Consider the following 24,207-nt stretch of genomic DNA (forward strand, 5'->3'; position numbering starts at 1 on the left):
GGGCCGGGCGTCGGGCCGCGGGTGCTGCCGGGGCCGGATTGCCCCGGCTCCTTCAGCGGTCTCTCTACTTGTGAATGTTTTCACAAGCCCCTGGGCGCGGCAAGGCCCCGCGGCCGTTCGGGGCCCAAGGTCCCGGCACCCTCGTGACCTCCGCACCACCGCCCCCGCCGCCGTAGGGTGGGGGACCATGACCGCCGAGCAGACGACGAGCCCCTCGCTCTCGCCCGAGAGCCCCACCGAGACCCCGCTCCCCGACGACGGCGCGCCCCACGACCCGTACCTGTGGCTCGAGGACGTCGAGGGGGACGAGGCCCTGACCTGGGTCCGTGCACGCAACGCCGAGGTCGCCGACACGCTCGAGACCGCCGACGAGTTCGCCACGACCGAGCGCGCGATCCGCGAGGTGCTCGACTCGGACGCGAAGATCCCCGAGGTCTCGAAGATCGGCGACCGGTACTACAACTTCTGGCGCGACGCGCAGCACGAGCGCGGGCTCTGGCGCCGCACGACGCTCGAGTCCTACCGCACCGACGACCCGGAGTGGGAGACCGTGCTCGACCTCGACGCGCTCGCCGCGGCCGAGGGCGAGTCGTGGGTCTGGCACGGCGCGAGCGTCCTGCGCCCGACGCCGGAGCAGCTTGCCGCAGGCGAGCCGTGGCGGCACGCGCTCGTCGAGCTCTCCCCCGGCGGCTCCGACGCCGACGTCACGCGCGAGTTCGACCTCGTCGAGAAGCGGTTCGTCGCGCCCGAGGACGGCGGCTTCCACCGCGCCGAGGCCAAGGGCTCGCTCGGCTGGATCGACGCCGACACCGTGTACGTCTTCACCGACTTCGGCGAGGGCACGCTCACGCCGTCGGGGTACCCGCGCGTGGTCAAGCGCTGGACGCGCGGCACCCCGCTCGACGAGGCCGTGACGGTCTACGAGGGCACCGACGAGGACATGTACATCTCCGCCTGGCGGTCGCACACGCCCGGGTTCGAGCGCGACTTCGTGCACCGCTCCAAGGCGTTCTACGCCGACGAGCTCTACCTCGCCGAGCGCACCGGCACGCCCGAGCAGCGCCTGACGAAGATCGACGTGCCCGACTCCGCCGAGGTCGGCGTCCGGCGCGAGTGGATGCTCGTGGAGCTCCGCGACGACTGGGCCGTCGGAGGCGCGACGCACCGCGCGGGCTCGCTCCTCGTCGCGCGGTTCGACGACTTCCTCGCGGGCGACCGCGGCTTCACCGTGCTCTTCGAGCCCACGGCGACGACGTCGCTCGCCGGCGCCACGTGGACGCGCCACCACCTCGTCGTCAACGTGCTCGACGACGTGAAGAACCGCCTGCACGTGCTGACGCCGCCGGACGCCGCCGGCCCCGGGGGCGCCGTCGGGCAGGAGGCCGCGGACGCGCCGTGGGTGCGGTCGGAGATCCCCGGCCTGCCGGAGCTCGGCACGGTCGCCGTCGGAGCCGTCGACCCCGTCGACTCCGACGACCTGTGGCTCGTCACGACCGACTACCTCACGCCCACGACGCTCTCGCTCCTGTCGCTCGGCGAGCGGCCGGGCGACGCGGGTGCACCGGAGGTCGTCAAGTCCAACCCCGCGTTCTTCGACGCCGACGGCATGACCGTCGCCCAGCACTTCGCCACGTCCGACGACGGCACGCGCGTGCCGTACTTCGTCGTCGGCCGCGCGGACCTCGTCGCGGGCGCGGGCGACGGCGGCACGGGAGCCGCGCCGACGCTGCTGTACGGGTACGGCGGCTTCGAGATCTCGCTCACGCCCGCGTACTCGGGCGCGCTCGGCCGCGCCTGGCTCGCGCGGGGCGGCGTCTACGTCGTCGCGAACATCCGCGGCGGCGGCGAGTACGGGCCCGCCTGGCACCAGGCCGCGCTCAAGGCGAACCGCCACCGCGCCTACGAGGACTTCGCCGCCGTCGCGCGCGACCTCGTGGCCCGCGGGATCACGACGCACGAGCACCTCGGCATGGAGGGCCGCTCCAACGGCGGCCTGCTCGCGGGCAACATGCTCACGCAGTACCCCGAGCTCTTCGGCGCCGTGATCGTCGGCGTCCCGCTGCTCGACATGCGCCGGTACACGAAGCTGCTCGCCGGGGCGTCGTGGGCGGCGGAGTACGGCGACCCGGACGACCCCGAGCAGTGGGAGTTCATCCGCACGTTCTCGCCGTACCACCTGTTCGACGCCGAGCGCGAGTACCCGCCCGTGCTGTTCACGACGTCGACCAAGGACGACCGCGTCCACCCGGGCCACGCGCGCAAGCTCGCCGCGAAGATGCTCGGCGAGGGCAAGGACGTCACCTACTACGAGAACATCGAGGGCGGCCACGGCGGCGCCGCCAACAACGCCCAGGCCGCCCACATGGCCGCGGTCCACTACCGCTTCCTCGCCGAGCGTCTCGGCTGACGCCTCGTCAGGAGTCGTCCGCGGCGACGGGGACCAGCACCACCTCGTCGTCGCGGACCACGATCTTCTCGTCCGGGCACACCGGCCCGTCGACGACCTCCTCGGCGCCCGACGCCCGCACGACCGTCACGTCACCCGGCGTGCAGCCGTAGTCGAGGAGCACGACGCCGCCGTCGGCGGTCACCTCGGCCTCCTCGTCCCCCGTACGGACGACCACGTCACCCCGGCTGTCGTTGGCGACCTCCAGGTCCCCACCGCCGTCGCACGCCGACAGCACCGCCCCCACGACGACCGCGACTGCAACGGTCCACGCGCGCACGTACCGACGACCCATCTCTTCCCCCCGCGCCCGACCCACTCTCGTCGGCAACCTACCGCCGTCGGCGCATCGCGACCTGGGACGACACGAGGAGGTTCCGGGCAGTTTCCCGCGAGCGTACCCGGCGCGTTGCCAGGTCCGGTGCCGGCGTGATCGGGCCGCGGCGTGCGCTCGCTCGCAGCCCGCAGACCGGGTCCGCGGCGAGCGTGGTCCCGGGGCGAGACCGACACCGCGGGCGGTCGCCCGGGTGTGCGACGACCAGGGCAAGACGGAGCAGGGCGGGGTGGGTGGTGGTGCCGCGTCGTGGCGGGCCTGGCGGGAGCCGCGAGGAACGAGCGGCGGATGGTAGGCGCGGCACCACCACCCACCCCGACCACCCCACCCGACCACACGCCGTCGAACACAAGAACCACGGCTCTACCTCGGCGAGACGCGAGTGCTCAGGAGTGCGGAACCGTCGCGGTGATGAGGGTGCCGTCGTCGCGGCGGTTGCCCGAGAGCGCGCGCAGGCTCGGGCGGCCGGGACGTACCGGGCCCTGGCCGTCGAGCGCGACGCGCGTGACCTCGCCCGGGACGACCTTGACGCGCTCGCCGCGCACGCTGACCTGGGCGCCGTCGCCGGTCTCGGCGTCGAGCTCGATCGCGTCGGGGAGCACGGTGACGCGCAGGCGCGAGCCGTGCCACTGGACGCGGAACGTCAGGGACTCCCACTCCTGCGGCAGCCGCGGGTCGAAGGTCAGGTCGCCGTCGGAGTCGCGCATGCCGCCGAACCCGCACGCGAGCGCGGACCAGGTGCCGCCCGCGGAGGCGACGTGCACGCCGTCGGCCGCGTTGGCGTGGAGGTTCGCGAGGTCGACGAACAGCGACGACACGAAGTACTCGAGCGCGAGCTCGTGGTACCCGACCTCGGCCGCGACGATCGACTGCACGACGCCGGACAGCGTCGAGTCGCCCGTGGTCAACGGGTCGTAGTACTCGAAGTCGGCGAGCTTCTCCTCCGCCGTGAAGTGCTGGCCCTGCAGGAACAGGGCGAGCACGACGTCGGCCTGCTTGAGCACCTGGTAGCGGTAGATGACGAGCGGGTGGTAGTGCAGCAGCAGCGGTCGCTTGTCCGCGGGCGTGTGCGCGAGGTCCCAGATCTCGCGCTCGAGGAAGTGCGAGTCCTGCGGGTGGATCCCGATGCTCTCGGCGTACGGGATCGACATGTGGTCCGCCGCGCGGACCCACTCCGCCGCCTCGTAGGCGCCGAGCCCGAGCCGGTCCACGAGGAGCGCGTAGTCCTCGGGGTGCTCGGCCTTCATGCGCTCGACGACGATCGCGGCCGCGCGCAGGTTGAACCGTGCCATGACGTTGGTGAAGAGGTTGTCGTTGACGACGGTCGTGTACTCGTCGGGGCCGGTCACGCCGTGGATGTGGAAGTTGTCGTCGCCGTTGGCGCGCCAGAAGCCCAGGTCCTCCCACATGCGGGCGGTCTCGACGAGGATGTCGACGCCCTCGCGGCGCAGGAAGTCGACGTCCCCCGTGGCGCGCACGTACTGCACGAGGGCATAGCTGACGTCGGCGTCGATGTGGTACTGCGCGGTACCGGCGGCGTAGTAGGCGGACGCCTCCTCGCCGTTGATGGTGCGCCAGGGGAAGAGAGCGCCCTTCTGCGACAGCTCGCCGGCACGACGGCGGGCGGCGTCGAGCATCTGGTAGCGGAACCGCAGCGCGTTGCGCGCGTACCGGGGGCTCGTGTACGTGAGGAACGGCAGGACGTAGATCTCGGTGTCCCAGAAGTAGTGCCCGCTGTACCCGGAGCCCGTGAGGCCCTTGGCGGGGACGCCGTTGCCCTCGGCCCGCGCCGTGGCCTGGGCGAGCTGGAACAGGTTCCAGCGCACGGCCTGCTGGATGCCGGGCTGGCCGGGGACCTCGACGTCGGAGCGTGCCCAGAAGTCGTCGAGCCATTCGCGCTGGAGCGAGAGCTGGCCGTCGACGCCGGTCTCCCGCGCGCGGTCGAGCGTGCGGCGGCAGCGGTCGACGAGCTCGCGCGACGGCACGCCGCGCGACGTGTGGTACGCGACGAGCTTGGTGAGCCGGATGGGGCGGCCGGGCTCGGCGTGGACGCGGAACACGTGCTTGGCGAGGTCCTCGTCGACCTGCGTGCGGACGTCCCACTCGTTCTCGGTCTCGAGCAGGTCGTCCGCCGCGACGGCGAGCGTCATGCCCGAGTTCGTGGCGCGGTAGGAGAGGACGAGCCGCTCGTCGTCGCCCCACTGGGACTGCGGCTGGAGCACCCGACCGGAGAACTGGTCGGTCTTGCGCGGGTCGAACCCCTCGCCGAGCGAGGCGGAGCGCACGTGGTACTCGTCCTGCCCGTCCTGGCGGTTGAGGATCTGCGACGAGATCGCGACGGGCGCCGCGGCGTCGAGCAGCGTGACCTCGAACGTCATGATCGCCAGGTGCCGCTCGACGAACGACACCATGCGCTCCGAGCGGACCTGCACGCGCTTGCCCGACGGCGTCCGCCACAGCAGCTCGCGGCGCAGGACGCCGTCGCGCAGGTCGAGCGACCGCTCGTAGTCGACCAGGTCGGCGACGGGCAGCAGGAGCGGCTCGTCGTCCACGTAGAGCCGGATGACCTTCGCGTCGGGGACGTTGACGATGGTCTGCCCGACGCGCGCGAACCCGTACGCCTCCTCGGCGTGCCGGATCGACCAGGTCTCGTGGAAGCCGTTGACGAACGTGCCGTGCGAGTGGGACTCCCGCCCCTCCTCGACGTTGCCGCGCATGCCGAGGTAGCCGTTCGCGACGGCGAAGAGGGTCTCGGTCACGCCGAGGTCCTCGGCCGAGAACTGCGACTCGACGAGCCGCCACGGCTCGGCCGGGAAGCGCAGGCGGTCGACGGTGCTCTGCTCGTCGGCGGTCTTGCGGATCACGCGCCCGCCTCCTCGCCGGCCGGTGCGGCGTCGGCCTGCGCGGCCACGGCGGCGCGCGGGCGGTCGAGGACCGTCGCGTCCAGCTCGCCCAGGTCGCTCACGACGACGTCGGCCCCGTGCGCGCGCAGCGCGTCGGTGCCCACGCCGCGGTCGACGCCGAGCACGAGCCCGAAGTCCCCGGCGGCACCGGCCTGGACGCCCGAGAGCGCGTCCTCCACGACGACCGCCTCCGCGGCCGGGACGCCGAGCAGCTCGGCCGCGCGCAGGTAGGTGTCCGGAGCGGGCTTGCCCGCGATGTGCTCGCGCGCGGCGACGTTCCCGTCGACGACGACGTCGAACCGGTCCGCCAGCCCCGCGGCGGCGAGGACCGCGGGCGTGTTCCGCGACGACGACACGACCGCGACGGCGGCGCCCGCCCCGGTCACGGCGTCGAGGAAGCGCACGGAGCCCGGGTAGGGCGTGATGCCCTCGTCCGCGAACATGCGGTTGACGATCTCGTCCTTGCGGTTGCCCAGCGCGCTCACCGTGCCCTCGCCGGGCGCGTCCGTGACCTCGCCGCGCGGCAGCTCGACGCCGCGCGACGCGAGGAACGTCGCGACGCCGTCGTACCGGGGCTTGCCGTCGATCGACGCGAAGTAGTCCGCGGCGGTGTACGGGGCGAGGCCGTGCGCGGCGCAGTACGGCGCGAACAGCCGTTCCCAGGCGCGCATGTGGAGCTCGGCGGTCGGCGTGAGCACGCCGTCGAGGTCGAACAGCACGGCTCGCAGGACGGGCATGGGGGTCCTTCGCGGTGGGGGGACGGGTCGGCGCGGAGGACACGTCCGTGCCGTCCGGAGAGCCGGGGCACGGCCGTCCGCACGTCGCCGTCGTGACCGCCGCGCGGGGTCAAGCGTACGCACGACGGGCGGTGTGCGGGAAGCCGCCGAGCCGACGCCCAGGCGGCGCTCAGGCGTGGGCGCGCTCCGCCAGCACGTCGGCGACGCGGCCCAGGTTCGCGAGCAGGGCGCGGTGCTCGTCGGGGGTGCCCGCGACGCCGCGACCGGGCCCTCCCCCGGCACCCCGGGGGGCGCCCAGGAGCGTGACGTCGTCGAGCGCGGGCAGCGGGAGCCCGATCCGGCGCCACGGCACGCTCACCAGGTCGGCGAGCTCGCCCAGCGCGGGGCCGGCGCACTGCGACACCTGTGCGGGCGGGAGCGCGGCCCACAGGCCGACGCCCCGCTCGACCGCGCGCGCGACGGTCTCCCACGTCTTCTCGTCCCACGGCCCGAGCGCGAGACCGACGGCGTCGGCGCCTGCGAGCACGACGGGCGCCACGCCCACCCAGGCGCCTCCCACGTGGACGACCGTCGACGCCGACGCGGCGCGTGCGGCGTCGAGCACGGGCCGCAGCCCGTCCACGATGTCCGGGCCGGGCACCGCGCGCAGGCGCGAGTAGCCCGAGAACGACGGGAGCACGCCCGCCCCGACCTGGGCGAGCAGCGGCTCGTCGACCTGCACGACGACGTCCGCCCCGGGGACCTGCCGGCGCACCTGCGCGACGTGGTCGCCCACGGCCACCGCGAGCGCCTCGACGACCTCGCGCACGGCGCCCCGGTCGGACAGCACGCGGTCGCCCCGGGCGAGGTAGACGTCCGCGGCGAGCGTCCACGGCCCGGTGACGGTCACGGCGAGCCTGCCCGAGTACCCCGCCCCCGCGATGGCGAGCGCCTCCAGGTCCTCGCGCAGGAACGCCTCGGCCCGCCGCCGGTCCGCGCCGCCGTGGTCGGCGAGCTTCCAGCCGTGCGGACCCAGCTCGACGGGCAGCTCCGGCAGCAGCGCGGCGGTGCGCCCGGTCGCGTCCGCGCCGGGTCCGCGCCCCGGGAGCTGGACGAGGAACGGCACCCCGCGCACGCCCGTCGGGACCTCGGCGAGGTCGCCGAGCACCGTGAGCTGCGCCTCCAGCACGTCCGCTCCCTCGCCGCCGGGCCACGGGCCGAGCCCGCTCACCGCGGTCATGCCGCACCCCCGTGCGAGCGCTCGCCCCGGGCGTCGCCCGGCCTCTCGTCACGAACCACGTGCCGTCCACCTCTCTCCAGGAGCACACTGGGAAACCGAGCCGTGCCGCGACCCCGCCGGGGTCCGGGGGCCGCGCGGCCACCGAGCACGAGGGTGTGCGGAAGGGCTCCGACATGGGCACGCACGAGAACAAGGCCACGGCGGTCGCCGTGCACACGCGGGCGATCCCCGGCAACCACGGCGACGCGCTCGCGACGCTGCTCGGGCCCGGGTTCCGCAACCACGACACCTCGCCGGGCTGCGAGGGCGGCGTCGACGCCCTCCTCGCGATGATGCACTGGTACGACGAGGCGTTCGAGGACCAGCGCGTCGAGGTCCTGCACGCCGTCGCGGAGGGCGACCTCGTCGCGCTGCACGTCGAGCTCAGCGCGCGTCACACCGGGTTCTTCCGCGGCGTCGCGCCGACGGGGCGGCGCTTCCGGGTGCGCGAGATGCATGTGCTGCGCTTCGCCGAGGGCCAGGAGGTCGAGCACTGGTGCGTGCGCGACGAGTCGGCTCTCGTGCGCGCGCTCGCTCACCCCGCGCCCGTCGGCGTCGGCTGACCGGCCGACCGGTCTGCCGACCGTGCCGCCGCGCGGTAGGCACGGTCCACCGTGGCCTGGCCGAGCACGCGCGGCCCGTCGTAGACGACGAGCGACTGCCCGGCCGCGACCCCGCGGAGCGTCGTGCCCGTGAGCTCGACCTCCATCGCGTCGCCGGCGGCCCGGACCCGGGCCGCGACCGGCGCACCGTGCGCGCGGACCTGCACCTCGACGTCGGCGCGCTCCCCCGGCGCCGGGCGCGCGCCGTCGAACCAGACCGCCGCGCCGGCCTCGATGCGGTCGACGCTCAGCAGCTCGGCCGGGCCGACGACCACACGGTTGCTCGCGGGCTGCACGTCGAGCACGTACCGCGGGCGACCGTCCGGCGCGGGGCGGTCGATGCCGAGGCCCTTGCGCTGGCCGACGGTGTACGCGTAGGCGCCGTCGTGCTCGCCGAGCACCGTCCCCTCCGCGTCGACGATCTCGCCCGGGCGCGCGCCCAGGCGGTCGCGGAGGAAGCCCTGCGTGTCGCCGTCGGCGACGAAGCAGATGTCGTACGAGTCGGGCTTCGCGGACACCGACAGCCCGCGCCGCGCCGCCTCGGCGCGCACCTCGTCCTTCGACGCGAAGTCCCCGAGCGGGAACATCGCGCGCGCGAGGCGCTCCGGCCCCATGACGGCGAGCACGTAGGACTGGTCCTTCGCCTCGTTCGGGGAGCGGTGCAGCTCCCGCACGCTGCGCACCCCGCCCGAGGCGGACGCGTCGGGCACGTCGCGCGTCACGACGCGCGCGTAGTGGCCCGTCGCGACGGCGTCGAAGCCGAGCGCCGTCGCCTTGTCGAGCAGCGCCTCGAACTTGATGTGCTCGTTGCACCGCACGCACGGGTTGGGCGTGCGCCCGGCCTCGTACTCGGCGAGGAAGTCGGCGACGACCGTGTCCTCGAACCGCTCCGAGAGGTCCCACACGTAGTACGGGATGCCGAGCACGTCGGCTGCGCGCCGCGCGTCCCCCGCGTCCTCGATCGAGCAGCACCCGCGCGACCCGGTGCGGAACTGGTCGCGGTTGCGCGACAGCGCCATGTGGACGCCCACGACCTCGTGCCCCGCCTCGACCGCGAGCGCCGCGGCGACGGCCGAGTCGACGCCGCCCGACATGGCGGCGAGGACCCTCACGCGGCACCGCCCGCGCGGGTCGGGACCGCGGTGCGGGTCGGAGCAGCGGCACGCGTCGGGCCGGACGCGAGACCCGCCGCCCGCGCTCGCTCGACGGCGGCGGGCAGCGCGTCGAGGAGGCGCGCGACGTCGTCGGGCGTGGACGTGACGCCGAGCGAGAACCGCAGCGCGCCGCGCGCGTCCTGCTCCGGCACGCCCATCGCGAGGAGCACGTGCGACGGCTGCGGCACGCCGGCCTGGCAGGCCGAGCCGGTCGACGCCTGCACGCCCGCGGAGTCGAGCAGGTAGAGGAGCGAGTCGCCCTCGGCCCCGGGGAACGTGAAGTGCGCGTTGCCCGGCAGGCGGGCGGCGTCGCGTCCGCCGGCCCCCGGCTCGGGGCCGCTGAGGACGGCGTCCGGGACCCGCCCGCGGACCCCCGCCACGAGCGCGTCGCGCAGCGCCGCGAGGTGCGCCGCGCGCTCGTCGCGGTGCGCGACGGCCTCGGCGACGGCGACGCCGAACGCGCGGATCGCGGGCGCGTCGAGCGTGCCGGAGCGCACGCCGCGCTCCTGGCCTCCGCCGTGCAGGACCGGGGTGAGGGGCGCGTCGCGCCGCGTGACGAGCGCGCCGACGCCGACGGGCCCGCCGAGCTTGTGGCCGGACACGGTCATCGCGTCCAGACCGCTCGCCGCGAAGTCGACCGGGACCTGACCGACGGCCTGGACCGCGTCGGAGTGCACCGGGATGCCGTGCGGACGCGCGAGCTGGACGACCTCCTGGACGGGCTGCAGCGTCCCGACCTCGTTGTTGGCCCACATGACGGAGATCAGCGCGATCTCCTCGGCGTGCTCGGCGACCTCGGCACGCAGCGCGGCGAGGTCCACGCGGCCCGCGCCGTCGACGGGCAGCAGGACGATCTCGGCGCCCGCGTGCTCGGCCATCCAGAACGCGGGGTCGAGCACCGCGTGGTGCTCGACCGCCGAGACGACGATCCGCCGACGGCGCGGGTCGGTCGTGCGGCGGCCCCAGAACAGGCCCTTGATCGCGAGGTTGTCCGCCTCGGTGCCCCCCGCGGTGAACACGACCTCGCTCGGGCGCGCGCCGAGCGCCGCGGCGATCGACTCGCGCGCCTCCTCGACCGTGCGGCGGGCGGCGCGCCCCGCGGCGTGCAGCGACGACGGGTTGCCGGTGCGCGACAGCTCGTCGACGAGGGCCTCGCGCGCCGCCACGGACAGCGGCGTCGTGGCGGCGTGGTCGAGGTAGGCCGCCGGCGCGGGGACGGGGCCGGAAGGGTGGGTCACGATCACCCAGTCTACGGAGCACCCGGGCACGTCCGGTCCGAGGAGTGAGCGGCGCTGGACATCGCGGCGAGAAGCGCTAGGTTGTCAGAGGTCTGCGCCCGGCCGTCGCCGGGCGCTCGTCCCGGTCGCAGGACCGCCGTCGCGCGCCACACGTCGCCGCGGGACGGGAGCGCGCCGACGACGAGACCGTCCAGCCACCGACAGGGGAAGTGGCATCTCGATGCCCGACGACGCCGCACCGCCCGCCGTCGAGGCCGCCGGAGACGTCCCGGTCGCCTCGGGCGGTGGCCGCCTGCTCTGGAGAGACCTGCCGCTCGGGCTGCGCGACGAGCTCGAGGCGGTCGCCGGCGGCCGGGTCGTGCAGGAGCGCTCCGTCTCGGCCGGGTTCAGCCCCGGGCTCGCGTCCGTCCTCACGTTCGACGACGGCTCCCGCCTCTTCGTCAAGGCGGCGCGGACCGCGGACGAGCCCGTGGCGGCCAACCTCCACCGCGCCGAGGCGAAGGTCGCGACACGGCTGCCGCGCGAGGTCCCCGCCCCGCGCTTCGCGTGGGGCCACGGTGACGGCGACTGGATCGCGCTGGCGTTCGCCGTCGTCGACGGGCACGTGCCCGCCACGCCCTGGGACCCCGACGAGCTCGACCGGGTCCTGGCCACCCTCGTCCGCCTCGCGTCGGTCCCGGGGGCCCGCGCGATGCGGCTGCCGCCGACCGGGCCCGACTTCGCCGACATGGCGACCGGGTGGCGTGCGCTGCGCGACGACCCCGACCCGCGACTGGCCGCCGTCGCGCCGTGGGCGGCCGCGCACCTCGACGCGCTCGCGGAGGCCGAGCGCGGGGCGCTCGTGGCGTGCGAGGGCGAGTCGTTCGTGCACGGCGACCTGCGCGCCGACAACGTCCTCCTCACGCCGGAGAGGGTCTACGTCGTCGACTGGCCGCACGCGTCGCGCGGCGCGGCGTGGCTCGACCTCGCGATGTTCCTGCCGAGCGTCGTGATGCAGGGCGTGGTGGACGTCTGCGAACCGGTCACGGTGAGCGCCGACCCGGCGCGCCGCGCGCGCGGCGGCGCGTGGGCGGCGTCGACCTTCGCGGCGCACCCGCTCGGGGGCGACGTGCACCCCGCCGACCTGCGGTCGGTCGTCGCCGGGATCGCCGGGTACTTCCTGCACTCCGCGCGCAAGCCCGCCGTCCCGACGATCCCCCGCCTGCGCGCGTTCCAGCGCGCCCAGGGCGTCGCCGCCCTCGCGTGGCTGGAGCACCTGGGCCTCTGAGGCTCCCGGACGGGACGGGTCTCCCGGAGGTGCGGCGGACGACGAGGGGTCCGGCGCCGCCGCGACGCCGGACCCCTCGGCCGTGCGGGAGGCGCGTCAGTCGCGCCACACCTGGACGACGGAGGGCCGCGGGCCGGCGAACGCGCCCGTCGGGACCGGGGTGCCCGGCGTCAGGTAGTCGGGGAAGTACGACGCCTGCGCGTCGAACGACCCGTCCTCGCCCGGGTGCTGGACCGCCACGTAGACCATGCGGTCCGCCGAGTCGACGAGCGGCCCGCACGTCTCGGCGCCGCGCGGCACCGAGAGGAACTGCTCGACGCGACCGCGCTCGCGGCCGTCGAGCGTGACCTTGAACAGGCCGTCGCACTTCTGGATCGTGCTGGGCTGCCCGTCGGTGGAGATCCACAGGTTGCCCTCGGCGTCGAACGCGAGGTTGTCCGGGCAGGAGATCGGGGAGACCTTCTCCTTCGGGTAGCCCGAGAAGTAGGTCGAGGCGTTCGTCGCCGGGTCGCCCGCGACGAGCAGCAGGTTCCACCGGAACGTCAGGGCGGCGGCGTCGTCGCCGTCCTCGACGATCTCCACGACGTGGCCGTCGCGGTTGGTGTTGCGGGGGTTCGGCTCGGTCGCGGCCTCGACCGCCGCGGGCCCGCGCGAGGTGTTGTTGGTGCACGCGACGTAGACGCGGCCCGTGACCGGGTTGGGCTCGACGTCCTCGGGGCGATCCATCTTCGTGGCCCCGACCTGGTCCGCCGCGACGCGCGTGTAGACGAGCACCTCCTCGAGGCTCATGCCGGGGACCTGGCTCCGCCCGTCCAGGACGAGCGGGACCCACTCGCCCCGGCCGTCGAACGCGCCGTCGGACGGCACCGCGCCCGACCCGTCGATCTCGGACGCGGGCGAGTCGCCGCGGAACCTCGCGACGTACAGCGAGCCCTCGGTGAGCAGCGTCTTGTTGTGGCGACGGGCGCCGTCGCTGTTGCCGGGACGCATGGTGCGCGAGGAGACGAACTTGTAGACGTAGTCGAAGCGCTCGTCGTCGCCCATGTACGCGACCGCGTTCCCGCGGCGCGAGAGGATCACGTTGGCGCCCTCGTGCTTGAACCGGCCCAGCGCGGTGTGCTTCACCGGCGGCTCGTCCGGCGCGTACGGGTCGATCTCGACGATCCAGCCGAAGCGGTTCGGCTCGTTCTCGTAGCCGGGGTTGCGGGCGTCGAACCGCGGTTCGTCGAGCTCCCAGCCGTACCCCGTCGCGGCGTCGCGCAGGCCGTAGCGCGCGTCGTGGCCCGTGCCCGACGTCCGGAAGTAGCCGTTGTAGTTCTCCTCGCCCGACAGCACGGTGCCCCACGGGGTCGTGCCGCCCGCGCAGTTGTTGAGCGTGCCCAGCACGCGCGTCCCCGACGGGTCCGCGACGGTCTTGACGAGGTCCGAGCCGGCCGCCGGACCGGTCAGGCGGAACTCGGTCGCCAGGTGCACGCGGCGGTTGTACCGGCTGTCCGCGACGTAGTCCCACGGGGTTCCCGTGCGGCGGCGGCTCACCTCGACGACGGACATGCCGTGCGCGGCGCGCTCGATGGCCCGCCGCGTCGGGGCGTCGTACGAGGCGTCGAACATGATCGCCGGGTTGGTGTACTCGTGGTTCGCGACCAGCAGGCCGCGCGTGCCCCGGCCGGGGCCCTTGCCCTTGCCCTGGGCGCCCGCGAGGGCGTGCTGGCGCTCGAACGGCAGGATGTCGAGGTAGTCGTTGTTGTAGCCGAACTGTCCCGCCTGGGCCTCGGGCGTCTGGCGAGCGACGTCGAACGGCTGGGCGCCGCGCAGGATCGGGTCGCCCCAGCGGATCACGGGCCGCCACCGGTAGCCCTCGGGGACGACGAACGCGTCGCGCGCCGCGGGCTGGGGCGAGATCGCGCCGAAGGCGAGCCCCTTCTGCGGGCGCCCACCGCCGTGGCCGCCACCGTGGCCGGGCAGCCCCTGGGCGGCGGCGGGCGCGGCGCCGACGGTCTGCGCGCCGAGCACGACGGCGGCGGCACCGACCGCGAGGCCGCCGAGCAGCGCACGGCGCGACATCGCGCCGGCGACGACGTCGCGGAACGTCTCGTTGGCGCTCTCGTTGGGGACCGGGTGCGAGCACGCGTCCGCGCACTTCAGCCGGCAGGTGACGGGGCTGCGCTTGCCGCGCGCGTGCGGCGCGACGGAGAGCAGGGGGCGATGCTCAGGGGCAGGCGTGATCGTCATCGGTCGTCTCCACGGGTCGGGGGGCCTCCCCGTCACCGGGGAGTCGGCCCGACGCTAGGAACGATCGGTGACCAGCGGGCCACCGCCCGGAGGACGCCGGGTGAACTCTCGGCACCGGCTGGTCGCCCGCTGGGCGGCGACCGGCTACCCCTGCGACGCGCGGTGCTCGCGCAGCACCTCGGCCGCCTGGGGCAGCACGTCCGCGAGGTCGCCCACGACCGCGAAGTCCGAGATCTCGAACAGCGGGCACTCCGGGTCGTTGTTCACCGCGACGATCACCTGCGAGGCCTGCATGCCGCCGCGGTGGTGAGGGGCGCCGGAGATGCCCGCGCCGATGTACAGGCGCGGGGCGACGGTGACGCCCGTCTGGCCGACGAACTGGTCGTGCCAGCCCTCGTAGACGGCGTCGCGCGTCGCGCCCACGGCCGCGCCGAGCGCGTCGGCGAGCTCGGTGACGGGGCCGAAGTCGCCGTTGGTGCCACGACCCCCGGCGACGACGATCGCCGCCTCGCCGAGCGCCGGGCGACCTGCGCCGGCCGACTCGTCGACCGTGCGGGACACGACGCGCGCCGCGGTCGCAGCGGGCGAGAGCTCGACGCGCAGCGCCTCGACGTCGGTCGCGACGGCCGCGTCCGCGGGCTGCGGGACGACGGAGTTGGCGCGCAGCGTGAGCACCGCGGGGTCGGTGAGGATCTCGCTGCGCACGTCCCACGACCCCGCGAAGACGCGCTTGTCCGCGACGAGGTGCGTGCCGCCGTCGGTCAGCGCGGACGCGTCGACGACAAGGCCGGCCTCGGTGAGGAACGCGAGGCGCGCCGCCGCCTCCTTGTTCGGGAAGGACGACGTGAGCAGGACGGCGTCGGCGTGGGACGCGCGCGCCGCGGCGGCGAGGACCTCGGCCACGACGGGCGTCAGGTGCAGCGCGTCACCGGTCACGACCTCCCCGCCCGACGACGGCTCGGCCTGGCGCACGAGCGCGACGCCGTGGGCGCCGAGCTGGGCGAGGACGTCGACGCTCGGCGCCTCCAGCGCGACGGCCTCGACGCGCCCGAGCGAGCGGCCGACGGTGATCAGCTCCAGCACGGGCGAGCGCAGCTCGGTGCCGGCGGAGTCGAGGAGGACGAGGACGGTACGGGTCCCGGGGGTGCTCATGGGCGGACGCCTCTCAGACCAGGTCGTTGCGGATGAGGAACTCGGCCAGGGCGCGTCCGCCCTCGCCCTTGTCGACGACGATCTCGGCGTCGGGACGCGGTGGGCGGGGCGACGCGTCGGTCACGCGCGTGCGCGCGCCGGCGTCGCCGACGAGCGCCGGGTCGACGCCGAGGTCGGCGAGGGTCCACGCCTCCACCGGGCGCGTGCGCGCCGCCATGATGAGCTTGAAGTTGGGCATGCGCGGGTCGTTCGCGTGGTCGGTCACGGACACCACGGCGGGGAGCGGCGCCTCGAGGACCTCCTCGACGCCGTCGAGCTCGCGCGTCACGCGCGCGCTGCGTGCGCCCGGCTCCCCCTCGACCTCGAGCTTCCCGGCGAGCGTGAGCTGCGGCAGCCCGAGCTCCGCCGACAGGAGCGCCGGGACGACCGAGCCGAGCCCGTCGAGCGCCGCCATGCCGGTCACGACGACGTCCACCGGCGCCTCGTCCGCGAGGCGGCGCACCGCGGCGGCGAGCACGCGCGCGGTGCCGAAGTAGTCGGAGCCCGCGATCGCGTCGTCGCTCACGCGCACGCCGCGGTCCGCGCCGAGCTGGTAGGAGCGGCGCACGGCGCCGTCGGCGTCCGGCCCGGCCACCGTGAGGACGATCACCTCGCTGGTCTCGCGCTCGGCCTCGGGCAGCGCCTCCTTGAGGCGCAGCGCGGCCTCGACCGCGTTCTCGTCGAGCTCGTTGAGCGTCCCCTCGTCGGCCCGGCGCACGACGCGCCCGCCCTCGAAGCCCCGGTCGGCGTGGATGTCCGGGACGTACTTCACGGCGACGACGATCCGCATCGGCTGCTCTCCCTGTGCGCTGGGCGGTCGGCCGGAGAGGTTCCCGGCCCGCTCGGGGAAGCCTACCGGCGGGCGGCGGGAGGAGCCGGTGACACCCGCCACAATGGACGGGTGCACGTGCCCCCCGACCCGAGCCCCCTCCCCCCGGCCACCGGCGAGCCCGCGCTCCCGGCCGCGCCGGGACGCGTCGACCGGCACGCCCTCGTGCCGCCGCTCGGCGTCCGCGTGGTGGGCGACGGCGTCGACGTCGCCGTCCTCGCGTCGCACGCGACCGCCGTCGAGCTGTGCCTCGTCGACGTCGTCGACGACGCGCTGCCCGCGCACGACCCCGCCCGCTACCGCGAGCGCCGCGTCCCGCTCGCCGGGCCGGCGTACGGCGTCTGGCACGCCCACGTCCCGGGCGTCCGCGCCGGGCAGCGCTACGGGTTCCGCGTCCACGGGCCCTGGGACCCCGCCGCCGGGCTGCGGCACAACCCCGCGAAGCTGCTCGTCGACCCGTACGCGCGAGGCCTCGTGGGAGAGCTCGTCGACGACCCCGCGATCCACGGGCAGGTCGGCGACGACCCGTACGGCCCGGCCGACGCGCGCGACTCGCTGCCGTTCGTCCCGCACGCGGTGGTCGTGGCCGAGCCCGCGGGCGCGCTGGCGCCCCGACCGCGCGTCCCCTGGCGCGACACCGTGGTCTACGAGGCGCACGTGCGCGGCCTCACGCAGCGGCTCGAGGCCCTGCCCGAGCACCTGCGCGGCACGTACGCGGGCGTCGCGCACCCGGCGACGATCGAGCACCTGCGGTCGCTCGGCGTGACGACGGTCGAGCTGCTCCCGGTGCACGCGAACGTGCCCGAGCCGCACCTGCTCGCGAGCGGGCGCACCAACTACTGGGGCTACTCGACCCTCGGGTTCTTCGCGCCCCACGCCGCGTACGCGACGCGCGCCGCCCAGGAGGCCGGGCCGGGCGCCGTCCTCGACGAGGTGCGCGGCATGGTCCACCTGCTGCACGAGGCGGGGATCGAGGTGCTGCTCGACGTCGTGCACAACCACACGTGCGAGGGCGGCGCGGACGGCTACCACCTGTCGTGGCGCGGGCTGGACAACGCCGGGTACTACCTGCACGACGGCGGCTCGCCCGCACGCCTCGCCGACGTCACCGGGACGGGCAACTCGCTCGACTTCCGGCGACCCGCCGTGGTGCGGGCCGCCCTGGACTCGCTGCGGTACTGGGCCGAGGTCGTGGGGGTCGACGGGTTCCGGTTCGACCTCGCGGTCACGCTCGGGCGCGGAGCATCCGGGTTCGACCCCGACCACCCGTTCCTCGTCGCCCTCCAGACGGACCCGGTGCTGTGCGGGCTCAAGCTCGTCGCGGAGCCGTGGGACGTGGGACCGGGCGGCTGGCGGACCGGGCAGTTCCCGCCGCCGCTCGCCGAGTGGAACGACCGGTTCCGCGACGCGGCGCGCCAGTTCTGGCTCGCCGACGCGCGCGAGGCGTCCCACGGGCGTCCCGGCCACGGCGTGCGCGACCTCGCGACCCGGCTCGCGGGCTCGGCCGACCTGTTCGGCCACTCCGACCCGCCGCTGCTGCGCGGACCCGTCGCGTCGGTGAGCTACGTGACCGCGCACGACGGGTTCACGCTCGCCGACCTGGTCGCGTACGACCACAAGCACAACCTCGCGAACGGCGAGGACAACCGCGACGGGACGGACGACAACCGGTCGTGGAACCACGGCCTCGAGGGCCCGGTCGTGGCCACGGACGCACGGGCGGGCGGTGGCGCCGGGCTCGACGCGCTCGGGCTCGGCGTGGAGATCGCGCCCCTGCGCCGCCGGTCGATCCGCAACCTCCTCGCGACGCTCGTCCTCGCCGCGGGCACCCCCATGCTCACCGCGGGCGACGAGATGGGCCGGACGCAGCGCGGCAACAACAACGCCTACGTGCAGGACGACGAGACGTCCTGGGTCTCGTGGGACCTCTCGCCGTGGCGCGAGGACCTGCTCGCGACGGCGCGGTACCTCCTCGCCCTGCGGCGCGCGCACCCCGCGCTGCGGCCCGACACGTTCTTCACCGGACGGCCCCGTGCCACGGGGGCCACGACGGACGCCGCGACGCGGCACGGGGCGGACGGCGTCGGCGTGCCCGACCTCGTGTGGTTCGACGCCGACGGCGAGCTCCTGGACCACGCGGCGTGGCACGACCCCGCCGTCCGGACGCTCCAGATGCTGCGGACCGCGCCCGAGCCCGGCGACGCCGACGTGCTGGTCGTCCTCGCCGGCGCCCTCGACCCCGTGGACGTCACGCTCCCGGGCGTGCGCGCGGCGGCCGGCGCCGACCCCGAGCGCTGGGACCTCGCGTGGGACTCCGACTGGGAGCACCCCGACGACCGGGACCGCGCGAACGGCGACGGCAGCGCCCGCGCGGGCGACGTCGTCGGGCTCGAGGCCCTGAGCCTGCGCGTCTACGTCTCCACCCCGCCGAGGTAGAGGCGTGGTCGCGCGAGGTAGAGGCGTGGTCGCACGCGCCCACCGGGCCCGCCCAGGTCTGGACACGTGCTCTACTCTTCCCGCATGAGTGACAGCGCGGTCGACTCCCCCGTCAGCTCCCCCAGGATCGAGGACCCCGAGGTCGTCGTCGTGGGGGCCGGCCTCGCCGGCCTCGTCGCGGCGGCCGAGCTCACCGCGGCGGGGCGCCGCGTCGTCCTGCTCGACCAGGAGCCGGCCGCGAGCCTCGGCGGCCAGGCGTGGTGGTCGTTCGGCGGCCTGTTCCTCGTCGGCTCGCCCGAGCAGCGGCGCATGGGCGTCACGGACTCCGCCGAGCTCGCGTTCGACGACTGGCTCGGGTCCGCGCGGTTCGCGCCCGGCGCGGACCGCGGCGAGGGCCCCGACCGCCACGGGTACGCCTGGGCGCGCGGGTTCGTCGACTTCGCGGCCGGGAAGATGCGCGGCTGGCTGCACGACAAGGGCGTGCGGTGGTTCCCGCTCGTGCAGTGGGCCGAGCGCGGCGGGTACCCGGTGCGCTCGGGCGCCGAGGGGTCCGCGGCCGGCGCCCACGGCAACTCCGTCCCCCGGTTCCACGTCACCTGGGGCACCGGGCCGGGCATCCTCGAGCCGTTCGTCCGCGCCGCGCTCGACGCCCGGGCCGCGGGCCTGCTCGACCTGCGGTTCCGGCACCGGGTCACGTCGCTCGTCGTGACCGACGGCGCGGTGACGGGCGTGCGCGCGGAGGTCCTCGCGCCGTCGGACGTCGAGCGCGGCGCGCCGTCGTCGCGCGAGGTCGTCGGCGAGGTCGAGATCGCGGCGAGCGCCGTCGTCGTGACGTCGGGCGGCATCGGCGCGAACCACGAGCTCGTGCGTTCCCGCTGGCCGCAGGCGGCGGGCCGGCTGCCCGCCCGCATGCTGTCCGGCGTCCCCGACTCGACCGACGGGCTCATGATCGGCGTCGCCGCCGACGCGGGCGCGGCCCTGGTGCACGAGGACCGCATGTGGCACTACCCGGAGGGGATCGCGAACCACTCGCCGGTGTGGACGGACCACGGGATCCGCATCCTGCCGGGGCCGAGCTCGCTGTGGCTCGACGCCGACGGCAACCGGCTGCCCGCCCCGCTGTTCCCCGGGTTCGACGCGCTCGGCGCGCTCCAGCACGTCACCGAGCGCGGCGACGACCACTCCTGGTTCGTGCTCAACAAGGCGATCATGGAGACCGAGTTCGCGCTGTCGGGCTCCGAGCAGAACCCCGACCTCACCGGCAAGGACGTCCGGCTGCTCGCGCAGCGCGTGCTGCCGGGCGCCGTGGGGCCGGTGGCACGCTTCGCGGAACAGTCGCCCGAGTTCGTGTGGGCCGACACGCCCGAGGAGCTCGCGGCCGGGATGAACGCGCTCGTGGACGCGACCCCGGGCTCGCGCGGCCACGTCGACGCCGACGCCCTCGCGCGCATCGTCCATCTGCGCGACGAGCAGGTCCGCACCGGCCTCGGCAAGGATCCGCAGGTCGTCGCGACGGCGATGGCGCGCCGCTACCGCGTCGACCGGCTCATCCGCGTCTCGCCCCCGCGCCCGCTCACGACGCCGAAGGACGGCCCGCTGCTCGCCGTGCGCCTGTCCGTGCTCACGCGCAAGACGCTCGGCGGGCTGTGGACCGACACGTCCGCGCGCGTGCTGCGCGCCGACGGCTCCGTGCTGCCCGGCCTGTGGGCCGCGGGCGAGGCGGCGGGCTTCGGCGGCGGCGGGGTGCACGGGCACCGCGCGCTGGAGGGCACGTTCCTCGGCGGGTGCCTGTACTCCGGCCGCGTCGCCGGCCGCAGCCTCGCGGCCGAGCTCGGCTGAGGCGAGGCGCGGCGGGCCTGCGCCGGGCGCGGGTGCCCGGCCGCTAGGGTCGGCGACCATGACCGTGCCCGACGACGCGTCCCCCACTGCGGCACCCGGCGCACCCGCCGCGGTCGACCACCTCGACGCCCGTGCGTGCGAGCGCGTCTTCCGCCGCAACGGGCTCCCGCTCCTCGTGGAGGGCCACTCGCTCGACCGCGACGTGTTCGGGCGCTCGGCGCCGTTCCTGCTCGTCGTGCTGCTCGCCGAGCTGAGCGGCGCGATCCGGTCCGGCTGGCCCGCCTGGGCGAACGCGCTCGCGCTCGTCGGCGGCGCCGCGATCCTCGCCGCGGCGTACGCGGGCCTCAACGTGCTGCGCGGGCGCCCGTGGTCGACCCTGCCGCAGTCCGTCGGGGTCCCCGAGCTCGCGTTCTTCGTGCTCGTGCCCGCGCTGCTGCCGGTCGTCTTCGGGGGCCAGTGGGGCGACGCGCTGCTCACGGCCGTCGGGAACCTCGTGCTGCTGGGCGTGGTGCGCGTCGTCGTCGGGTACGGCGTGCTGTCGTCGCTGTGGTGGGGGCTCGCGCGCGTGACCGACGAGCTCGGCGCCGCGCTCCTGCGGCTCGTGCGGCTCCTGCCCCTGCTGCTCGTGTTCTCGCTCGTGCTGTTCTACAACGCCGAGGTCTGGCAGGTGTTCGACCGCACGCACGGCGTCGCCGACGTCGCCCTCGGCGCGTTCTTCGCGCTGCTCGTCGTGCTGTTCGTCGGCCTGCGTTCCCCGGCCGAGGCCCGCGCGGCGCTCGCCGGGTCGGCGGGGGACGTGCCCGGGCGCGAGCGGGCGGCCCGGTTCAGCCGCGGGCAGACGGCGAACCTCGCGACGATGATCGCCACGAGCCAGCTCCTGCAGGTCCTCGTGGTGAGCCTCGGCATGGGCGTGTTCTTCATGGCCCTCGGGACGCTCACCGTCACGCCCGAGGTCATGGCCCTGTGGGACGTCGACGGCGGCACGTGGCGGCGGACGCTCTCGCTCGCCGGCGGGGGCGGTGTCGGGGGCGCGGACCTCGTGGTCACGCAGACGCTCGTGCGCGTCTCGGTCGCGATCGCGACGTTCACCGGCCTGTACTACGCCATCTCCGTCCAGGTCGACGCCGTGTACCGCGAGGAGTTCGTGGACGGCATCGAGACGCAGCTGCGTGACGTGCTCGCGGTCCGGGCCCGCTACCTCGACCTGCTCGCGGCCGACCGCCGCTGACCCGCACCGCACCCGCGACGGACCCGCGACGACCCCGGCTGCTTGACAGGGGGCATCCCTCGGGCGAAGGTTGTACAGACACGTCTGTACACACCCTACGCGGTATGGAGCGGTGCAGTGCTGCCCGCCCGACCGGCTCGACGAGGAGCACCATGCCTCTGACCTCCACGACACGCGAGGCGCCAGGACGCGCGGCGCACCGGCACTTCGACACCTACCTGTTCGACCTCGACGGCACGATCTACCTCGGCACCGACCTCCTGCCCGGCGCCGCGGAGCTCGTCTCGACCCTCCGCGCGCAGGGCGCGCGCGTGCTCTTCGTGAGCAACAACCCCACGCGCAGCCCGCAGGACTACGCCGACAAGCTCACGCGACTCGGCATCCCCACGGGCCACGAGGACGTCTACACGAGCCTCGTCGCGACCGTGGCGTGGGTGCGCGCGCACGCCCCCGGCGCCACGGTCTTCCCGATCTCCGAGCAGCCGCTCGTCGACGCGCTCCTCGCCGAGGGCTGCACGATCAGCGACGACCCCGAGAAGATCGACCTCGTCGTCGCGTCGTACGACCGCTCGTTCGACTACCGCAAGCTCCAGGTCGCGTTCGACACGCTGTTCGTCCACGGCCGCGCGCGCTTCGTCGCGACGAACCCCGACCGGTTCTGCCCGTTCCCGGGCGGCCGCGGCGAGCCCGACTGCGCGTCGGTCGTCGCCGCGATCACCGCCGCGACCGGCGTCGCGTGCGAGGCGGTCTTCGGCAAGCCCGACCCGGCGTTCCTGGAGATCATCGCGGCCGAGACCGGGCTGGACCCCGCGACGACCGTCATGGTGGGCGACCGCCTCAGCACGGACGTCGCGTTCGCCCACGCGACGGGCATGACGTCCGCGCTCGTCCTGACCGGCGAGACCGACCGTGCGACCGCGCTGCGCACGCCCGCGGCGCAGGCACCGACGCTCCTGCTCGAGCGCGTCGACGACCTGCTCCAGCCCGCGGGCCACCTGTGGGACGTGGCCCGGCGGGAGGTGCGGGCATGACGACGACGCCGAGCGAGGCCACCGCGCTGCCGGCCGCCTTCCGCGCGCTCCCCCTGCAGGACGTCGTCTCCGCGCCCGGCGCGCTCGACGCGCTGCCCGACGTCCTGCGCCGGCTCGACGCGCGCCGCGTCACGGTGCTCCACGACGGCGCGCGGATCGTGCACGACGGGAGGGACGTGGTCGCGACCGTGCTCCGGCTCGCGTCGTCCCCGCGGGCCGGGACGACGTTCGTCGACGACACCCTTGTCCGCCGCACGGCGCACGGCGTCGTGCTCGACGAGGACACCGTCGACGCCGCGACGATCGGCTGCCAGGGCTACGACGTCGTCGTCGCGACGGGCGGCGGCACGGTCACCGACCTCGCGAAGGCGGTCGTCGCCGCGACCGGGGCGCGCCTCGTGGTCGTCCAGTGCGCGGCGTCCGTCAACGGCTACTCCGACGCGCTGTCCGTGCTCGTGCGCAACGGCGCCAAGCGGACCGCCCCGACGGCCTGGCCCGCCGCGCTGCTCGTCGACCACGACGTGCTCGCCGCCGCGCCCCCGCACCTCACGCGCTCCGGCGTCGGCGACGCGGCCGCGACCTGGACCGCGCCCGCCGACTGGTACCTGGCCGGCGCGTTCGGCATGGACGCCGGGTACGACCCCGAGGTGTTCCGGCCCGTGCAGGAGGCGGTCGCCCGGCTGCGCGCCCACCCGGCCGGGTCCGCCGAGGCGCTCTCCGCGCTCGTCGACGCGCTCACCGTGGGTGGCCTGTCGATCGGGATCTGCGGCACGACCGCGCCCCTCTCGGGCTCCGAGCACCTCATGAGCCACCTCCTCGACATGGCGGCCATGGCGCGCGACGAGCCGCACGATCTCCACGGCGCCCAGGTCGGCGTCGCGACGGTCGTCGCGGCGAGCCTGTGGCAGCTGGCGCTCGACCGGCTCGACCGCGCCGCGCTGGAGACCGCGGTGCTCTCCCCGCCGACCGACCTGCGCGGGCGCGTCGCGGCCACGTGGGCCGTCGTCGACCCGAGCGGACGCGTGGGCGCCGAGTGCTGGACCGCCGTGGAGCGCAAGCTCGCGCTCTGGGCCGAGCGGCAGGACGCGGCGCGGGCCGCCGTCGACGCCTGGGACGAGCACCGCGCGACCCTGCGCGGGCTCACGGCCGACCCGGCCGTCCCGGCGGACGTGCTGCGGGCCTGGGGCGCGCCGACGCGGTTCTCCGAGCTCACGCCCACCGTGGGCGAGGACGAGGTGCGCTGGGTCCTGCGCTCGCTGCCCCTGATGCGGGACCGCTTCACGCTCCCCGACCTGCTCCTGCTCGCCGGCCTGTGGGACGACGCCCTGCTCGACGAGGTGCTGGCGCTCGCCGCACGCCACGGCGGCGGCCTCTGAGAGTCCCCTCCTCCACGGCGAAGGGCCGCACCCGGCGGGTGCGGCCCTTCGTCGTCCCGCGGCGACCGGGTGCGCGGCCCCCGGCGCGCGTCGTGCGACGCCGCGG

The 24,207-nt window shown here is 75.4% G+C and carries 17 protein-coding genes; 8 read left to right on the top strand and 9 right to left on the bottom strand.

What is annotated here, in order from left to right; all coding sequences use genetic code 11:
* Nucleotides 1-187: 187 nt before the first annotated feature.
* A complete protein-coding gene (locus tag ACTJIY_RS15825; protein WP_253053527.1) occupies nucleotides 188-2,407 on the top strand; it encodes a prolyl oligopeptidase family serine peptidase in 2,220 nt (739 codons plus the stop codon).
* 7 nt (nucleotides 2,408-2,414) lie between these two features.
* On the opposite strand, the gene ACTJIY_RS15830 is transcribed toward ACTJIY_RS15825, so the two are convergent.
* From ACTJIY_RS15830 to ACTJIY_RS15845, 4 genes are all read right to left on the bottom strand, one after another.
* Complete coding sequence (locus ACTJIY_RS15830) at nucleotides 2,415-2,741, bottom strand: hypothetical protein (protein WP_253053525.1); 327 nt, start codon at nucleotides 2,739-2,741, stop codon at nucleotides 2,415-2,417.
* A 425-nt stretch (nucleotides 2,742-3,166) separates the two neighbouring features.
* A complete protein-coding gene (locus tag ACTJIY_RS15835) occupies nucleotides 3,167-5,644 on the bottom strand; it encodes a glycoside hydrolase family 65 protein (protein ID WP_253053523.1) in 2,478 nt (825 codons plus the stop codon).
* Nucleotides 5,641-6,420: an HAD family hydrolase gene (locus ACTJIY_RS15840; RefSeq protein WP_253053521.1), complete on the bottom strand. Its 780-nt coding sequence runs from the start codon at nucleotides 6,418-6,420 to the stop codon at nucleotides 5,641-5,643. The genes ACTJIY_RS15835 and ACTJIY_RS15840 overlap by 4 nt, the downstream gene beginning before the upstream one ends.
* Nucleotides 6,421-6,589: 169 nt before the next feature.
* Nucleotides 6,590-7,639, bottom strand: a complete 1,050-nt coding sequence (locus ACTJIY_RS15845; RefSeq protein WP_253053519.1) for a hypothetical protein — start codon at nucleotides 7,637-7,639, stop codon at nucleotides 6,590-6,592.
* Between the two features lie 173 nt (nucleotides 7,640-7,812).
* Here ACTJIY_RS15845 and ACTJIY_RS15850 point away from each other — a divergent pair, with 173 nt between their 5' ends.
* A complete protein-coding gene (locus ACTJIY_RS15850; RefSeq protein ID WP_253053517.1) occupies nucleotides 7,813-8,241 on the top strand; it encodes an ester cyclase in 429 nt (142 codons plus the stop codon).
* Here ACTJIY_RS15850 and mnmA read toward each other — a convergent pair.
* Together mnmA and ACTJIY_RS15860 are read right to left on the bottom strand one after the other, a co-directional pair.
* Complete coding sequence (gene mnmA, locus ACTJIY_RS15855; protein ID WP_253053515.1) at nucleotides 8,214-9,392, bottom strand: tRNA 2-thiouridine(34) synthase MnmA; 1,179 nt, start codon at nucleotides 9,390-9,392, stop codon at nucleotides 8,214-8,216. The genes ACTJIY_RS15850 and mnmA overlap by 28 nt on opposite strands.
* Nucleotides 9,389-10,672: a cysteine desulfurase family protein gene (locus tag ACTJIY_RS15860; protein WP_440674624.1), complete on the bottom strand. Its 1,284-nt coding sequence runs from the start codon at nucleotides 10,670-10,672 to the stop codon at nucleotides 9,389-9,391. The genes mnmA and ACTJIY_RS15860 overlap by 4 nt, the downstream gene beginning before the upstream one ends.
* Nucleotides 10,673-10,892: 220 nt before the next feature.
* Here ACTJIY_RS15860 and ACTJIY_RS15865 point away from each other — a divergent pair, with 220 nt between their 5' ends.
* The gene (locus tag ACTJIY_RS15865) at nucleotides 10,893-11,939 is read left to right on the top strand and encodes a phosphotransferase family protein (protein WP_439157766.1); all 1,047 of its coding nucleotides are present in this window, start codon (nucleotides 10,893-10,895) and stop codon (nucleotides 11,937-11,939) included.
* A gap of 96 nt (nucleotides 11,940-12,035) precedes the next feature.
* Here ACTJIY_RS15865 and ACTJIY_RS15870 read toward each other — a convergent pair whose 3' ends face one another.
* The 3 genes from ACTJIY_RS15870 to ACTJIY_RS15880 all read right to left on the bottom strand — a co-directional run bounded on the left by ACTJIY_RS15870 (nucleotide 12,036) and on the right by ACTJIY_RS15880 (nucleotide 16,152).
* Nucleotides 12,036-14,171, bottom strand: coding sequence for a PhoX family protein (locus ACTJIY_RS15870; protein WP_439157765.1), 2,136 nt, complete (start codon nucleotides 14,169-14,171; stop codon nucleotides 12,036-12,038).
* Nucleotides 14,172-14,315: 144 nt separating this feature from the next.
* Nucleotides 14,316-15,323, bottom strand: coding sequence for an electron transfer flavoprotein subunit alpha/FixB family protein (locus tag ACTJIY_RS15875; RefSeq protein ID WP_353708789.1), 1,008 nt, complete (start codon nucleotides 15,321-15,323; stop codon nucleotides 14,316-14,318).
* 13 nt (nucleotides 15,324-15,336) lie between these two features.
* Nucleotides 15,337-16,152 (bottom strand): electron transfer flavoprotein subunit beta/FixA family protein, encoded by an 816-nt coding sequence (locus tag ACTJIY_RS15880; RefSeq protein ID WP_253053505.1) that lies wholly within the window; start codon nucleotides 16,150-16,152, stop codon nucleotides 15,337-15,339.
* A 204-nt stretch (nucleotides 16,153-16,356) separates the two neighbouring features.
* Here ACTJIY_RS15880 and glgX point away from each other — a divergent pair, with 204 nt between their 5' ends.
* The 5 genes from glgX to ACTJIY_RS15905 all read left to right on the top strand — a co-directional run bounded on the left by glgX (nucleotide 16,357) and on the right by ACTJIY_RS15905 (nucleotide 24,101).
* Nucleotides 16,357-18,627, top strand: coding sequence for a glycogen debranching protein GlgX (gene glgX / locus ACTJIY_RS15885; RefSeq protein WP_440674646.1), 2,271 nt, complete (start codon nucleotides 16,357-16,359; stop codon nucleotides 18,625-18,627).
* 84 nt (nucleotides 18,628-18,711) lie between these two features.
* Nucleotides 18,712-20,466 (top strand): FAD-binding dehydrogenase, encoded by a 1,755-nt coding sequence (locus ACTJIY_RS15890; protein WP_440674626.1) that lies wholly within the window; start codon nucleotides 18,712-18,714, stop codon nucleotides 20,464-20,466.
* Between the two features lie 58 nt (nucleotides 20,467-20,524).
* The gene (locus tag ACTJIY_RS15895; RefSeq protein WP_253053493.1) at nucleotides 20,525-21,694 is read left to right on the top strand and encodes a hypothetical protein; all 1,170 of its coding nucleotides are present in this window, start codon (nucleotides 20,525-20,527) and stop codon (nucleotides 21,692-21,694) included.
* Between the two features lie 152 nt (nucleotides 21,695-21,846).
* The gene (locus ACTJIY_RS15900; protein WP_253053491.1) at nucleotides 21,847-22,725 is read left to right on the top strand and encodes an HAD-IIA family hydrolase; all 879 of its coding nucleotides are present in this window, start codon (nucleotides 21,847-21,849) and stop codon (nucleotides 22,723-22,725) included.
* Nucleotides 22,722-24,101 (top strand): iron-containing alcohol dehydrogenase, encoded by a 1,380-nt coding sequence (locus tag ACTJIY_RS15905; protein ID WP_253053481.1) that lies wholly within the window; start codon nucleotides 22,722-22,724, stop codon nucleotides 24,099-24,101. The genes ACTJIY_RS15900 and ACTJIY_RS15905 overlap by 4 nt, the downstream gene beginning before the upstream one ends.
* The last annotated feature ends 106 nt before the right edge of the window (nucleotides 24,102-24,207 follow it).

The organism is Cellulosimicrobium sp. 22598, assembly GCF_052044445.1.
Lineage (GTDB): Bacteria > Actinomycetota > Actinomycetes > Actinomycetales > Cellulomonadaceae > Cellulosimicrobium > Cellulosimicrobium cellulans_G.

What these genes read in the sequence shown, in the direction of transcription:
- ACTJIY_RS15875 (WP_353708789.1), bottom strand. Translation starts at nt 15,323, where the DNA reads ATGAGCACCCCCGGGACCCGTACCGTCCTCGTCCTCCTCGACTCCGCC.
- ACTJIY_RS15890 (WP_440674626.1), top strand. Translation starts at nt 18,712, where the DNA reads ATGAGTGACAGCGCGGTCGACTCCCCCGTCAGCTCCCCCAGGATCGAG.
- ACTJIY_RS15830 (WP_253053525.1), bottom strand. Translation starts at nt 2,741, where the DNA reads ATGGGTCGTCGGTACGTGCGCGCGTGGACCGTTGCAGTCGCGGTCGTC.
- ACTJIY_RS15905 (WP_253053481.1), top strand. Translation starts at nt 22,722, where the DNA reads ATGACGACGACGCCGAGCGAGGCCACCGCGCTGCCGGCCGCCTTCCGC.
- ACTJIY_RS15825 (WP_253053527.1), top strand. Translation starts at nt 188, where the DNA reads ATGACCGCCGAGCAGACGACGAGCCCCTCGCTCTCGCCCGAGAGCCCC.
- ACTJIY_RS15895 (WP_253053493.1), top strand. Translation starts at nt 20,525, where the DNA reads ATGACCGTGCCCGACGACGCGTCCCCCACTGCGGCACCCGGCGCACCC.
- ACTJIY_RS15850 (WP_253053517.1), top strand. Translation starts at nt 7,813, where the DNA reads ATGGGCACGCACGAGAACAAGGCCACGGCGGTCGCCGTGCACACGCGG.
- ACTJIY_RS15870 (WP_439157765.1), bottom strand. Translation starts at nt 14,171, where the DNA reads ATGACGATCACGCCTGCCCCTGAGCATCGCCCCCTGCTCTCCGTCGCG.
- ACTJIY_RS15840 (WP_253053521.1), bottom strand. Translation starts at nt 6,420, where the DNA reads ATGCCCGTCCTGCGAGCCGTGCTGTTCGACCTCGACGGCGTGCTCACG.
- ACTJIY_RS15880 (WP_253053505.1), bottom strand. Translation starts at nt 16,152, where the DNA reads ATGCGGATCGTCGTCGCCGTGAAGTACGTCCCGGACATCCACGCCGAC.
- ACTJIY_RS15865 (WP_439157766.1), top strand. Translation starts at nt 10,893, where the DNA reads ATGCCCGACGACGCCGCACCGCCCGCCGTCGAGGCCGCCGGAGACGTC.
- ACTJIY_RS15845 (WP_253053519.1), bottom strand. Translation starts at nt 7,639, where the DNA reads ATGACCGCGGTGAGCGGGCTCGGCCCGTGGCCCGGCGGCGAGGGAGCG.
- ACTJIY_RS15900 (WP_253053491.1), top strand. Translation starts at nt 21,847, where the DNA reads ATGCCTCTGACCTCCACGACACGCGAGGCGCCAGGACGCGCGGCGCAC.